We start from the raw sequence: 13,592 nt of genomic DNA, 5'->3' as shown, positions 1-13,592 counted from the left end.
TCAGGCCCCCGGATCCAATCTGCGGCCCAGGTGCGTGATCAGATACGTCACCGAATCTGCGTTGGCCAGAATGATGTCCAGCCGCCGATCTGGATCACTCATGAACGTTTGCCGGGCGTCGTCCAGCGTCCTCGTGCCCGTGAGATGCAGCACTTTATTGCGCAGTTTGGTCGAGCCGACGCTGCCGAAGTCCTCCCAACGCTCTGCCAAGTCATCCCAGCTTTTGAATAGCATGGTTGCCGGTGTCAATACAGACAGCGAGGTGCTTTGCAAATTGGACAGGGCCGTGTATTTACGCAGGCCGTCAGCGGTTCCACGATTGATGATATCGAGAAAGGGACGCATCGTGTCCATATACGCGATGTCTTCAGTATCGGAGACCAAGTGACTCATCTCGTGAATCAACGTCGCTGCACGGGCATGGTCGTCAAGGTCGAACGGCACCATGAGATGCGGTTGATAGGTGCTCATTCGTGTATTGAAAAAGTGTTCCAGCAAGTAGATTTTTCGATCCGCGTCTTCAGGAATCACAAAAGCATAGGTTTGGGTGGGCGACCACCGGGCGGAGCCAGTGACAAATCGGGGTGAGTTGAGGCTGATCAAATCTTGCTGGGTCAGCCCATTGAAGATTTCTGCGACGCGCGTTTGAATCTTGAGCAACTGGCCCGGGGTAATGTTGAGTATGCCGAACATCTCCGTCAAGAAACGTCCGCATGGGGAGTCGGGATCGCTTTGCAGTGCAAATAGCGCCAGATTGCGTGCGCATCTGAATGTGTAGAAAACCGCAACATTGAGTGCCCCATCAATGCAGGCCGCTCTTGCGGGGGCCGCCGACCGGATTGCTGGCATTCCTACCGCTTCAATATTGATCGAATCACGCTCGGTTCTGCGGGTAATGGTACGGTTTCTGACGCGCGACAGTGCAGGACCGAAGCGCGGCTCCCGCTCGGATAGATCAAGCACCCATTGGCCCTGCGAGTTGCGTTCGAGGTAGGGCCCCAGTGCCTGGGCAAGGCTTACTCGCCAACGTTCACCCACCCTTTGGACCGGGTACACACGTCCGGCTACCGGCGCGTACGTCCGGTTCCGGGTCGGGTCGGTGAACAGGTGGTTGGCGGAGCTTTCCTGCAGATCCGCGAGGGACGCGCCGACATCTTCAAAGCGGCGCATCCGCGTGCGTGTAGGGTCGGTGATATCCAGGCCTTCGATGGTCATGGCGGGCGCTGGTGAGTCTGCTGGCAGATCGGTGGGAGGTGAGGGCGTGACAATCGTCATCAATGCATCAAGCTCCTTGCGCAGGGAGGCCAGTGTCGCTACGCCCTGGATGAAAGTGCGCAGTCCCTCCCCGAAATGCTGTTCTTGCAGCGCCTCGGCCGAGGCTTTGAACAGTTTGTAGCTGCGCCAGACCACCAGTGGGTATTCGAGCTTGCCCGCAATGAAGTGCAGCGCCATGGGAATGCCTTTGCGCAACAGGCTGGTGATTCCGTCCCATTGATCCTTGCCGTCGCGGGTGAATTGGCAGGCGAGCATCTTGAGCAGTTGTGCGACGTTATCACTGAATAGCCGCAGTAAAATATTGTGCCTGATCGGATTCGACGCCAGGCGGGCGTCGCTTTTGCCCTGACGGGTTGGTTGTTTGAGCAGGTTGCGCCATATCGCTTGGTCGGGATCGCCCAGTTGCAGGATGATCCAATCCTGAAGGGCACCGGCTCGATTAATCTCACTGAGCAGTTCGTCTTCGTTGGCGTATTCGGTGAGCACACGCAGTGGCGCATACGGCGCATAGAGCACAAGCGGGCCAGTTGCCGGCGCCCGGGGACCGATGACGTAGACACAAGGCACCGTCACCGGTAGCGCCCCGGCAGTCGCGATTATTTGCAGAGGGCGAATCATTGCAGTGGCGCCGCTGACTTTATCCCGCGCCACAGCATCCGGCATGTCAAAGATTTGCTGAATAACGCCCCAGGCCGAGGGGCTGATGCGTTCTTCAAGTTTTTCCTCATGGGCGTGGCGCAACAGTTGCCATGGCAGTTGCCGGCAAAACAGGTCACGTCGCTTGCGGGCATCGTCGGTGTCGGCGCTGAGGTGGGTGGTGATCAGTTCGCGATAGGTTTTGGCAATGTCCAGTTGGCGTACCAACTGCACCACCGCCATGCCGTCCAGGCTCGCTGGCAGCGGCGTGAGCCCCAGGGCGCTGGGGGTGAGGTTGTCGGGCAGCAGGTCGGGGAGGTGGCGCAAGGCAAAATCGGTCAGGGTTTGAGTATGGCCGTCGAGCGCCACGCGTGCAGGTATCAAGATCGCTTCAGGGTCCAGCGCGGCATCCGGATAACGTGCCTTAATCAGGTTCGTCAAGGCACTGGCGACGTGCTCGCGCAGGGGGGGCAACCCATGCAGGTAATCCTGATTGTCCGGCGCACTGAGCCGGTATTGCTCAAGCAGTTCGGCGTGGAGCAATTGCTCTTCGGCGGACGCCATGCCCAGCCACACCGGCAGCGTCTGCTGGTGAACGATCGCTTCTGCGATTGCACGGGCGCGCGGCAGATTCGACGGTGCCAGCCGTTGCATTTCATCGTCCAGACGGTCTTGCAGCCGTGTGGGCTTCAATGGCATGGCAAGCCAATAGTCGAGCGTATCCAGGTGGTAGTCCAGGTAGCTCTGCTGGCGGTTGTTCAGGAAGTGTTCGTCAATGCGCTGCAAGGGACCGAGGCGATAGACCTGATGGGGCGCGCGAAGACTGATGGGCAGGTTCTGCAGCAGGTATCGATCAGGCAATGCCAGGCGCTGTTGAAGTGCCTGACGCAAAACCTTCAGTGAGGCAAAGGGCTCGTGGCCCTGTTGCGGAGTCCAGAGGACGACTTCACCTGAAAGGTCAGGGTCGGTCCCACCGCGCTGTGTCAACACGAAACAGTTGGCCAGGGCGCGGGGTGTTTCGTCATCGCCGAGGGTCAGTGTCAAGCTATAGGCATCGGGCAGGAAACCTTCAAGCCCATGACGCTTGTCGCGGGTCATGCTGTCTGGGCGCAGGACCGTATCGAGTATGGCGTGATGGTGGGGGCTCAACGTCTTGTTGAGCAGACGCAATTGAGCCTCGCTGCGTAGCCCCTGCATCAAGGCCGCGCTCATGTCGGCGCGATGGCTTTCCAGGAACGCGCGCGGCAGTGCGCGTAAGTCCTGCTCAACAAAAAGTGGCATGGCCCGCTCTATGATCTGATTGAAGCCAAGGCTGTCCAGGTTATTCCAGCGCGTGGCTGTCCCGGCACGGCGAGCGTTGTACAGGCCAGTGCGTGGTGAGCCGTCGATAGGTGTTGCTGCGTTTGCTAAACGTTCTACAAGGTGATCGACCATGTTTCGTGAAGACACAGGGTCCCGATCCTCTTGTTGTTGCGCCTCAGTGGCGTAGGTATTGGCAAACACATCCGTGGGGTCCAGGTCCAGCAAACGCAGGTTCAACTCCTGCTTCAGGGCATGCGCGGCCAGGCTGCGCAACGTGGGGTGCTTCTGCCGTTGTGCCTTCAAGGCTGCTTCAGCTGCACGCAGCGCGACCAGATGTTGTTTGGCGCGTTCTGCCTGTACCGTCGAGGGACGGCCATTGCCGCTGCTGGCCGGGTGCAGGCTCCACCGCCCTCCGGCTTCCAGTGCCAGCAGCCGACTGTCGAGCATGTGGCGCAGGTCCAGTGCGCAGTCGAGCAGCGCAGCCAGGTCGGCTTCGCCATCGCTGCGGCGAAACAGCGCGAGTGCGTGCTCCACGTTGCTCGATTGCTTGCGCGCAATGTCTTGGACCATTCCGGCGAAAACGCTGCCCCCCACGGGCAGTCCGCTGACTTGCACCCCATCCATTGCCAGGTACAGGCTGCGCTCGTCCAGGGACAGGAAGTTCAACAGTTCGTCCTGATGGCCGGCCGCCTTGAGCATGCTCAGCAGGACATCTTTCAGGTCCTCAAGGTCCTTCAAGACTTGCAGCCCGCGGGATTGGGTATAGAGGTAGGCATGCTGGCCGCTGATCAACAGCGTCGCGGCCAGTTCCACATAATGTTGATAGGGCGCATGGAGGCTGATCTTTTCGATATTCAAGGTCGCATGCCAGTCGCGGCGTGATGCCTTGTCGGGAAGGAAAACCGCGCGCAGTCGATGCGCTTCTTCGGATGAAAGAATCCCGTTTTGGTGCTTGAACAGCAGGTCGGCGCGAAATTTGTCACTCATCAGTTGAGCAAACAGATCCATGCGCGATTGATCGCCGTCAACAGTTTCATTCCACCACGTCTGCAACCGGCTGCTCAACAGAGAGGACAGCACGCCAGCGGTGTGTTCCACAACGCGCTCCCAGCGTTCGAAATCCTGTTTGAGCCTTTCCTCTGTCATGGCGCTTCTATCGTGCCTGGGGTGGGTGAAGGTGCGCGTACGGTTGGGCGGCCACTCCGGTTTCAGGTAGTACTGCAACAGGGTTTCACTGAGGGGCGTCGAGGCTAACCATCGGTCAACAGCGTTATCTCCTGCTGAAACCAGGAACGTGTTTACCAACGTATAGCGTTGATCGAGGGTGGGAAAATAAGAGCGCGCCATGATGTTCAACAGCGTGTCGAGCATTGAGGTGAGGCTCGGCGTCGTGCGTAATTCATCCAGGGCACGTTGCACGTTCTGCTGCTGGCTTGCCTCAATCGCCTGTTCCTGCTCCACAAACACAATGCCTTCAACCGGTGCAGTGGTCAGGGCGAATAAGCTGTCGAAAGCAAAATCCTGACGCTCTTTTATGGATAAAAAGCTAATTAAATCAATATGTAGCGTTTTGTTTCTAAGGCGTTCTCTGATGGCGGCAAGGGCCACAGCGCGGTTGTCGAATACTTCGATTCCTCCATAGGGGCTGTACAGCAGGGCCTTCCTCGCATCAGGAGTCGGGCTCATCATGAAGACGCCAGCCAGCGTTGTTGCAGGTTCTCCGGACCTCTCGATCACCAGCGATTCGACGATCATCGGAAACTCACACGCTTGGCGCCCGGCATCGGTTGCGGTGTAGATCGTCATCAGCCAGTCGAGATCGTTCAACGTCAAGCCCAGCGCGCGTTCCCGTTCTGAAGGGTGTTTGCGACGGATCGGGCGCAGGAATTCATCAAAAAAATACGGTGGAGTGAGCTGTACCATCAACCTTTCTCTGTGGCATTCGGGGCGGGCCAGCAGGCTAGGGCGGTGGTGTTGCCTAATGGGGCTACATATTTGCCGTAAACGCCATTGACAGTAGCCGCAGGCGGCGTTGTTTAATCACAGGTCTGGATTTCACGCTGTATGCCCCCTCCAATCATAAAATCGGAGCTTCAGATGTCTGCCCAGCCCACGGTTGTTGACAGTTCCAGTGCCACCATCGGTTTCTCCAAGCTGGTGGCCTTGCTCCACGCCATCTTTGTCCGTCACGGCACTTCACCTGAAGTGGCCGCCATCCTCGCGCACAATTGCGCCAGCGCCGAACGGGATGGCGCCCACAGCCACGGTATTTTTCGTATTCCCGGTTACCTCAGCACCCTGGCCAGTGGCTGGGTGAATGGCAAGGCAGTGCCTGTGGTCACCGACGTGGCTTCCGGTTTTGTACGAGTGGACGCCGGCAACGGTTTCGCCCAGCCGGCCCTGGAGGCCGCTCGCAGCTTGTTGGTAGAGAAAGCCCGCAGTGCCGGGATCGCCTTGCTGGCCATCCACAACTCCCATCACTTTGCCGCGTTATGGCCGGATGTCGAGCCGTTTGCCGAGCAAGGTCTGGTGGCCCTGAGCGTGGTCAACAGCATGACCTGCGTGGTGCCCCACGGGGCGGACCGCCCGCTGTTTGGCACCAACCCTATTGCCTTCGCTGCACCGCGTGCCGATGGCTTGCCCATCGTGTTCGACCTGGCCACCAGCGCCATCGCCCACGGTGATGTGCAGATCGCTGCCCGCAAGGGCGAGCGCCTGCCACCGGGCATGGGCGTGGACAGCCTGGGCCAGCCCACCCAGGACCCAAAGGCCGTGCTGGAAGGCGGCGCACTGTTGCCGTTTGGCGGGCACAAGGGTTCGGCGCTGTCGATGATGGTCGAGCTGTTGGCAGCGGCCCTGACGGGCGGCAATTTCTCCTTCGAATTCAACTGGGCCGATCACCCGGGCGCCCGCACGCCGTGGACCGGCCAACTGCTCATTCTGATCGACCCGAGCAAGACCGCCGGGCAAAGCTTCGCCGAGCGCAGCCAGGAACTGGTGCGGCAGATGCATGCGGCGGGGTTGCGGCGTTTGCCAGGGGACCGACGTCATCGCACGCGGGCGCGGTCGGACCAGCAGGGTATCGAGGTTGATGCAGAGGAATTGGCGCGGCTGCGCGTGCTGGCCGAGCAATAAAACAGGCTGCGCCGTATCCGGCGCAGCCTTCATGTATCAGTTGCGGCGGCCCAGCAGCAGGCCTACCACCAGGCCGAAACCTGCGGAAATCGCCACGGTCTGCCACGGGTGGCCACCGATGTAGGTTTCGGTGGCGTCTACTACGGGCTTACTGCGCTCGCGTACATTGGACACCGAGTCCAGGGCTTGCTTGAGCTTGATGGCGACCTGCTCGCGCAGGGTTTCACCTTCTTCGCCCACCAGGGATGCACTGCTTTTGAGCAGCTTGTCCGATTCTTCGATCAGCGCGGTCAGTTCGCTGAAGGCTTGGTCCTTGATTTGGTCTTCGACGGCTTGGGCAGCGGTTTTGCGGGCCATTGTGTGACTCCTTGCGAGTGAATGTGACAGTGAACAATGGAGTGCCGGGCAGCGGCAAAAGTTGCAGTTTTTTTGCGCCTGCCAACGACTGGGCAAAATCCGAATCAGGAAATTTCGACCTACAGTGTAAGATGTCGTCTATTTGTGCAGCAGGTAATTCAACATGAGCTTCAATCTGGCCAACAAGACCCTCGCCGAACGCGCCGAGCTGGAAGATGAAAAGTCCCGCCTCTACGACCTGTGGCAAACCAACCTGGGCAAGGCCAAGGGCGAAGCGGCACGGTTATTCGGCGAGCGCGCCAAACGCAAGGGCAAGTGGGCCGAGTGGGTCCGCGCCGAGCTGGACGGCATGTCGCCGCCCGAGTTCTCCAACATGGTGCGCAGTGAGGTCAACAAGTTGATGGCGGCGGCTAAATAAAGCTCGCCACAATCGCTTCACGCACCTTCAGCAACATCGGGTCCAGCTGCGCCTGGGTCCGCCAGCCCAACTCCACCGGGTAGCGCGGCAACGCCAGCGGGCAGGGCAGTACGTGCAGGCCGGTCATGTCGGCAATAGCCTGCGCCGCGTGCCCGGGAATGGTCGCCACCGCCTGGCTGCCCTTGAGCAAAAACGGCAGCGCCGCGAAGTGGCTGGTGGAGGCACACACTTGGCGGCTCAACCCCTGTGCCGCCAAACCCTCATCGGTAATCCCGATAAACCCACCGGATGACACCAGCACGTGTTCACGGGCGACGAACTCGTCCAGGCTGATGCTGGCCTGGTCTGAATCCACCAGGCAGCGGTAATCACCTTCTCCCAACACTTGCCGACTGAGCCGGCCGTGGGCAAAGCCGCCCGCCGTGATTGCCAGGTCCAGGGTACGGTCGAGCAGGGCACCGGCGACGATCTGGCTGTGGGTCTGGCGAAAGATCACCCGCAGTTTCGGCGCGCGCCGGGCGATTGCTTCCATCAGGCGCCGGCCGTAGGCAATCTCGAAATCATCCGACAACCCCAGCACCACGGAGCGTCCCTGATACTGCTGGTTATCCGGGTTGACCATGGCCAGGCTTTGCCGGCAGCGCTCCAGCGCCTCGCTGATCACCGGTTTCAACTGATTGGCACGCAATGTCGGCGCCAGGCCGCGCCCGGTGCGCACGAACAATGGGTCGCCATACACTTCGCGCAAACGCCGCAACCCCGCACTGATGGCCGACTGCGTCACGCCCAGGCGCACGGCGGCGCGGCTGGCGCTGGACTCGTCATGCAGGGCTTCAAAGGTTTTCAGCAGATTGAGGTCAACCTGGGCGATATTCATTTGGTTCATATCATTCAGCATTGGGGTGGGCTTTATTCATGATCATGGCTGGCCGGAGAATGGGCAACCCCCCTGACTCTGGAGTGATCGTGATGCCTGTTTCTACTGTGGCGGCCCTGCAAATCGGATCCTTGCCGGGCGGCAAAGGCGAGACCCTGGCGCAAATCCTTGGCTACGAGGACGCAATCATCCGCAGCGGCGCGCAACTGGTGGTGATGCCCGAGGCGCTGCTGGGCGGCTATCCCAAAGGTGAAGCCTTCGGTACTCAATTGGGCTACCGCCTGCCGGAAGGTCGCGAAGCCTTCGCCCGCTACTTTGCCAATGCGGTCGATGTACCCGGCGTCGAGACCGACGCCCTGGCCAGCCTGTCGGCGCGCACCGGCGCCAGCCTGGTGGTGGGTGTGATCGAGCGCAGTGGCAACACCCTGTATTGCACGGTGCTGTATTTCGAGCCTACGGGCGGGTGGGTGGCCAAGCACCGCAAGTTGATGCCCACCGGCACCGAGCGGTTGATCTGGGGCAAGGGCGACGGCTCTACTCTGCCAGTGATCGACGCGGCGGTGGGGCGTATCGGCGGTGCCGTGTGCTGGGAAAACATGATGCCGCTGCTGCGCACGGCCATGTACGCCAAGGGCGTGGACATCTGGTGCGCACCCACCGTGGATGAGCGTGAAATGTGGCAAGTGAGCATGCGCCATGTGGCCCATGAAGGCCGCTGCTTTGTGGTGAGCGCCTGCCAGGTACAGGCCTCGCCGGCGGCGTTGGGGGTGGAGGTGGCCAACTGGCCGTCAGACCGTCCCTTGATCGCCGGAGGCAGCGTGATTGTCGGGCCCATGGGCGACATCCTGGCCGGGCCATTGGTGGGGGAAGCAGGACTGTTGACGGCGCAGATCGACCCCGATGACTTGGTGCGGGCGCGGTATGACTATGACGTTGTGGGGCACTATGCGCGGCCGGATGTGTTCGAATTGAGCGTGGATGAGCGCGCCAAACCGGGCGTTCGCTTCACCACCGGTTAAACCTGTAGGAGCCGGCTTGCCGGCGATAGCGGTCTATCAGTCACTCAATTTATTGGCAGGGAGGCCGCCATCGCCGGCAAGCCGGCTCCTACAGGGTGGGTGTCGATTTTTGGAAATTCAGCCATTCCTCGCGGGTAATTTCCCAGATTTCCCGGGGAAAGGTGCCTTCGACAAAGTGACCTTCTACCGTCTTGACCAAGCGCATGCCGCCCCGCTCGGAGATCCGCCGCGATCCCTGGTTGGGCGCTGCCTTGGGGGCGCGCAATACCGGGCGTTCGAGCACGTTGAACCAGTAGTCGGTGACCACCGCGCAGGCCTCGGTCATCAACCCTTGGCCGTGCCATGGCTGGCCGAGCCAAAAGCCACGGTTGTCGTCTTCGGTATCGAACAGGCTGATGTTGCCGACCAACGTGTCAGGTGAGTCCTTCAGGAAGATCGACCAGCACCATTCCTCGCCCCGCGCCATACCAGGCAAGGCCACGTTCTCCAGGAAGCTGCGCGCACCATCCGCCGGGTAAGGCCAGGGCACCTCATCGTTGAGGTAACGCACCACTTCCCAATGGGGGAATATCTGCTGGATCGCGTCGGCATGGTCCAGGGTCAGTGGGCGCAGGATCAGGCGTTCGGTATAGAGCGTCGGTTGCATGGCGATCACCACGTGGCCGTGTTGGGCAGGTCGAGCGTGCCACGGTCGACAAAACGCATGGTGCCAAACAGCCCACCCGCCAGCTTGCCGCGTAGCACGTAGGGCAGGTTGTTCAGGCTCTGGGTCTGGCTCAGGCCCAACGTCTGGCGCAACACAGAAAACGCCGAAACACTCACCGGGACCATCAAAACCGTCTCGGAAAAACGCGGGATGGAACCGCTCTGGTCACTCACCCCCGAGGCCAGCGGCCGGCCGTTGACGTCCAGGTCCAGGGCCACGCCGTTGTAGTCGATCGCCGTTTCATTGGGGTTTTGCACCCGCAACTTCACGGCGAAACGCACTTCCAGGTCCTGGCTTTGCAGCGGCTCAATGCCGACCACGGTGATATTCACCGGGTCGCGGTTGGGGAACAGGGCGCAGGCGCTCAAGGTCAGCAGTAACAGCGATACAACCATGAGCTTGCGCATTAACAGTGCTCCCTATTTCGTGACGTCCGGGTCTTGCATCACCTTGAGGGTAGAGGACTCCGGATCAAATTCATCTTCTTCCAGTTCTATGAACTCTTCCGGCAGGAAAATGTTCAGCAGGATTGCACAGAACGCGCCCACGGTGATCGGCGATTCGAAGATGTTGTGCAGCGCCTTGGGCAGGTCGCGCAGCACTTCTGGCACGGCGGCGACACCCAGGCCCATGCCGAGGGAGATTGCCACGATCAACACGTTGCGTCGATGCAGCCCGGCTTCGGCGAGGATCTTGATACCGGCCACGGCCACGGTGCCGAACATGATCAAGGTAGCGCCGCCCAGCACCGGCTTGGGCATCAACTGCAGTACCGCGCCGATCATCGGAAACAGCCCCAGCAGCACCAGCAGGCCGGCGATGAAGTACGCCACGTAGCGGCTGGCCACGCCAGTCAACTGAATCACCCCATTGTTCTGGGCGAAGGTCACCATCGGCAGGCTGTTGAAGGTCGCGGCCATCGCCGAGTTCAAGCCGTCGGCCAGCAGGCCCGACTTGATGCGCTTGATGTACAGCGGGCCCTTGACCGGCTGTTGGGAAATCATCGAGTTGGCGGTCAGGTCACCGGCCGCTTCCAGCGGGGAAATCAGGAAGATCACCGCCACCGGGATAAACGCCACCCAGTCGAACGAGAACCCGTATTTGAACGGCACTGGCACGCTGATCAACGGCACATGGGGCAGGGCGGCCATGTCGACGCGGCCCATCCACCAGGCCACCACAAAGCCCAGGGTCAGGCCGATCACGATCGAACCCAGGCGCAGGAACGGGTTGCTGAAGCGGTTGAGTACCACGATGGTCAGCAGCACCAGCGCGGCCAGGCCCATATTGCCAGCGGCACCCAGGTCGCTGGCGCCAAAGCCACCGGCCATGTCGGTGACCGCGACTTTGATCAGCGACAGGCCCATCAAGGTGATGATGGTGCCGGTCACCACCGGGGTGATCAGCTTGCGCAGCTTGCCGATGAACTGGCTGAGCACCACTTCAATAAAAGCGGCAAAAAAGCAGATGCCGAAAATGGTCGACAGGATCTCGTCGGTGCCGCCACCTCGAGCCTTGACCATGAAGCCCGCGCTGAGGATCACGCTGATAAACGAAAAGCTGGTGCCTTGCAGGCACAGCAGCCCCGAGCCCACCGGGCCGAACGTGCGCGCTTGCACAAAGGTGCCAAGCCCCGACACGAATAACGCCATGCTCACCAGGTACGGCACTTCGCTTTCCAGGCCCAGCACACCGCCCACGATCAGGGTCGGGGTGATGATGCCGACGAAACTCGCCAGCACGTGCTGCAGCGCGGCAAAGATTGCTGCGGTGAAGTGCGGGCGGTCTTCCAGGCCGTAGATCAGGTCGGATTTATAGCGGGGGCGGGGGGCTTGAGCGTCAGACAAAATGCGGGCTCGGGTCAGAAAATGGAGGCGAAGAATGCCAGAAACTGCCGGTCGTCAGAAGTGTAAAAAAATATTTATGAAGGCCCTGCGGGAAACCGCAAGCCCTGCCGATACCTCGTATAGGCCCACATACTAACGATAACAGTGGTGACCAAAGGTCAGAGCGGCGCGTTGACACCGACTGATCGTTTCGCGGCAGGGACGCTCGCAAACACTACTTCTGAGAGCACCCCCTATGTCCCTCCGTCATCTGAATATCGCCCCACGCGCATTTCTCGGTTTCGCGTTCATTGCGTTGCTAGTGGTTTTACTGGGGGTGTTTGCGGTCAACCGCATGACGCAGATCCGTCAGTCGTCGGTGGACATGAGCGCCACCCAACTGCCCAGCGTGACCTACCTTGGCAACATCACCGAAAACGTACTGCGCCTGCGCATCCTGTCGTTCCGCGTGCTGGTCAACCGTGAGCCGGCTGGCTTGCAGGAAGCTGAAACCCGCATGGCTGTGTTGGCCGACAAGGTGAAAACAGCCCAGGCCGGCTACGCGGCGTTGCCGGCCGGTACGGAGGAGGCGGCGCTGTACAAGACGTTCGTCACCACCCTGAACAACTACTTCACTGCCCAGGCCGAGATGCTAGCCCTGTCCAAGCAGGGCAAAGTCGAAGAGATGCGCACGCTGATCAACACCCGCATCAAGGACGGCACCGACCTGATGGGCGAGCAGTTGAACAAGCTGATCGCCATCAACGCGGCCGATGCCAAGGAAGCCGACGCTGAAGCGGGGCAGAGTTACGAGGGGGCCATTACCGGGGTGATCGCCGTGTCAGTTGCTGCTGCACTGCTCACGGTGTTGCTGGCCTGGTTGTTGACCCGCAGTATCGTCACCCCTTTGCGCAAAGCGGTGGAAGTGGCCGAGACGATTGCCGGTGGCAACCTGAGCAAGGCCATCGAAGACGACGGCAAAGATGAACCGGCCCGCCTGCTCAGCGCCCTGGCGTCGATGCAAGCCAACCTGCGCCAGACCATCCAGCACATCGCCGGCTCGGCCACCCAGCTAGCGTCGGCGGCGGAGGAGTTGAGCGCCGTTACCGAAGAGGCTTCTAAAGGCCTGCAGCAACAGAACAATGAAATCGACCAGGCGGCCACCGCCGTCAATGAAATGACCGCTGCCGTGGAAGAAGTGGCGCGCAACGCCGTGTCCACTTCCGAAGCGTCCAGCCAGTCCAACCAGGCCGCCCGCGAAGGTCGCGACCGCGTGGTGGAAACCGTCGGCGCGATCCAGACCATGACTCAGGACGTGCAAAACACCGCCGCAATGATCGAAGGCCTGGCCACCCAAGGCCGTGACATCGGCAAAGTGCTCGACGTGATCCGCGCGATTGCCGAGCAGACCAATCTGCTGGCGCTCAACGCCGCCATCGAAGCGGCGCGTGCCGGTGAAGCGGGGCGCGGTTTTGCCGTGGTGGCAGACGAAGTGCGGGCCCTGGCCCACCGTACGGCGCAGTCGACCCAGGAAATCGAAAAGATGGTCGCCGGCATCCAGAACGGCACCGGTGAAGCCGTGCAATCGATGCAGCAGAGCAACCAGCGCACCCAGACCACCCTGGAAATGGCCCGCGCCGCCGGTGTGGCCTTGGAGCAGATCACCCAGTCCATCAGCCTGATCAACGAACGCAACCTGGTGATTGCCAGCGCGTCTGAAGAGCAAGCGCAAGTGTCCCGTGAAGTGGACCGCAACCTGGTCAACATCCGCGACCTGGCGACCCAGTCGGCGGCGGGCGCCAACCAGACCAGCGCGGCCAGCCATGAGCTGTCGCGTTTGGCGGTGGACCTGAACGCGATGGTGGCGCGCTTCGTCATCTAACCGCCCCCCCTGTAGGAGCCGGCTTGCCGGCGATAGCGGTCTGTCAGTTAACACATGCGTCGACTGATACACCGCTATCGCTGGCAAGCTGAACTGGTCAAGTATTCTTGGACACCATTTAAGGTTCATGCCGCCAGTCTCTCCCTGACGACCGGCGAC

Annotated in this window: 10 protein-coding genes; 4 read left to right on the top strand and 6 right to left on the bottom strand. The window is 60.8% G+C overall.

Annotation, left to right across the window (positions count from 1 at the left end):
• Positions 1-5,136 carry a dermonecrotic toxin domain-containing protein gene (locus AC07SU_RS26870; RefSeq protein WP_494998763.1) on the bottom strand — a complete coding sequence of 1,712 codons (5,136 nt, stop codon included), beginning with the start codon at positions 5,134-5,136 and terminating at the stop codon, positions 1-3.
• 174 nt (positions 5,137-5,310) lie between these two features.
• Here AC07SU_RS26870 and AC07SU_RS26865 point away from each other — a divergent pair, with 174 nt between their 5' ends.
• Entirely contained in the window at positions 5,311-6,348 is a 1,038-nt protein-coding gene (locus AC07SU_RS26865; RefSeq protein WP_494998762.1) for an Ldh family oxidoreductase, read from the top strand.
• A gap of 36 nt (positions 6,349-6,384) precedes the next feature.
• On the opposite strand, the gene AC07SU_RS26860 is transcribed toward AC07SU_RS26865, so the two are convergent.
• Positions 6,385-6,705 (bottom strand): ElaB/YgaM/YqjD family protein, encoded by a 321-nt coding sequence (locus AC07SU_RS26860; RefSeq protein ID WP_016979401.1) that lies wholly within the window; start codon positions 6,703-6,705, stop codon positions 6,385-6,387.
• A gap of 163 nt (positions 6,706-6,868) precedes the next feature.
• Here AC07SU_RS26860 and AC07SU_RS26855 point away from each other — a divergent pair, with 163 nt between their 5' ends.
• Entirely contained in the window at positions 6,869-7,123 is a 255-nt protein-coding gene (locus tag AC07SU_RS26855) for a hypothetical protein (RefSeq protein WP_003190904.1), read from the top strand.
• Here AC07SU_RS26855 and AC07SU_RS26850 read toward each other — a convergent pair.
• A complete protein-coding gene (locus AC07SU_RS26850; protein ID WP_494998761.1) occupies positions 7,116-8,009 on the bottom strand; it encodes a LysR family transcriptional regulator in 894 nt (297 codons plus the stop codon). The two genes, AC07SU_RS26855 and AC07SU_RS26850, sit on opposite strands and share 8 nt — an antisense overlap.
• Positions 8,010-8,092: 83 nt before the next feature.
• Between AC07SU_RS26850 and AC07SU_RS26845 the strand changes: the two genes are divergently transcribed.
• A complete protein-coding gene (locus AC07SU_RS26845; protein WP_494998760.1) occupies positions 8,093-9,019 on the top strand; it encodes a carbon-nitrogen hydrolase family protein in 927 nt (308 codons plus the stop codon).
• 88 nt (positions 9,020-9,107) lie between these two features.
• On the opposite strand, the gene AC07SU_RS26840 is transcribed toward AC07SU_RS26845, so the two are convergent.
• The 3 genes from AC07SU_RS26840 to AC07SU_RS26830 are packed head-to-tail and all read right to left on the bottom strand — an operon-like array spanning position 9,108 to position 11,572.
• Complete coding sequence (locus tag AC07SU_RS26840; RefSeq protein ID WP_176997752.1) at positions 9,108-9,665, bottom strand: GNAT family N-acetyltransferase; 558 nt, start codon at positions 9,663-9,665, stop codon at positions 9,108-9,110.
• Between the two features lie 5 nt (positions 9,666-9,670).
• Complete coding sequence (locus AC07SU_RS26835; RefSeq protein ID WP_494998759.1) at positions 9,671-10,132, bottom strand: LEA/WHy family protein; 462 nt, start codon at positions 10,130-10,132, stop codon at positions 9,671-9,673.
• Between the two features lie 12 nt (positions 10,133-10,144).
• Positions 10,145-11,572 carry a nucleobase:cation symporter-2 family protein gene (locus AC07SU_RS26830; protein ID WP_457409025.1) on the bottom strand — a complete coding sequence of 476 codons (1,428 nt, stop codon included), beginning with the start codon at positions 11,570-11,572 and terminating at the stop codon, positions 10,145-10,147.
• Between the two features lie 235 nt (positions 11,573-11,807).
• Here AC07SU_RS26830 and AC07SU_RS26825 point away from each other — a divergent pair, with 235 nt between their 5' ends.
• Positions 11,808-13,433, top strand: coding sequence for a methyl-accepting chemotaxis protein (locus tag AC07SU_RS26825; RefSeq protein ID WP_494998758.1), 1,626 nt, complete (start codon positions 11,808-11,810; stop codon positions 13,431-13,433).
• The last annotated feature ends 159 nt before the right edge of the window (positions 13,434-13,592 follow it).

Source organism: Pseudomonas sp. GW821-FHT05H12 (genome assembly GCF_059419385.1).
This window is presented reverse-complemented; position numbering and strand designations above follow the sequence as displayed.

Excerpts from the sequence above, each read along its gene's own strand:
- AC07SU_RS26835 (WP_494998759.1), bottom strand. The coding sequence starts at position 10,132 with ATGCGCAAGCTCATGGTTGTATCGCTGTTACTGCTGACCTTGAGCGCC.
- AC07SU_RS26860 (WP_016979401.1), bottom strand. The coding sequence starts at position 6,705 with ATGGCCCGCAAAACCGCTGCCCAAGCCGTCGAAGACCAAATCAAGGAC.
- AC07SU_RS26865 (WP_494998762.1), top strand. The coding sequence starts at position 5,311 with ATGTCTGCCCAGCCCACGGTTGTTGACAGTTCCAGTGCCACCATCGGT.
- AC07SU_RS26845 (WP_494998760.1), top strand. The coding sequence starts at position 8,093 with ATGCCTGTTTCTACTGTGGCGGCCCTGCAAATCGGATCCTTGCCGGGC.
- AC07SU_RS26850 (WP_494998761.1), bottom strand. The coding sequence starts at position 8,009 with ATGAACCAAATGAATATCGCCCAGGTTGACCTCAATCTGCTGAAAACC.
- AC07SU_RS26870 (WP_494998763.1), bottom strand. The coding sequence starts at position 5,136 with ATGGTACAGCTCACTCCACCGTATTTTTTTGATGAATTCCTGCGCCCG.
- AC07SU_RS26840 (WP_176997752.1), bottom strand. The coding sequence starts at position 9,665 with ATGCAACCGACGCTCTATACCGAACGCCTGATCCTGCGCCCACTGACC.
- AC07SU_RS26825 (WP_494998758.1), top strand. The coding sequence starts at position 11,808 with ATGTCCCTCCGTCATCTGAATATCGCCCCACGCGCATTTCTCGGTTTC.
- AC07SU_RS26855 (WP_003190904.1), top strand. The coding sequence starts at position 6,869 with ATGAGCTTCAATCTGGCCAACAAGACCCTCGCCGAACGCGCCGAGCTG.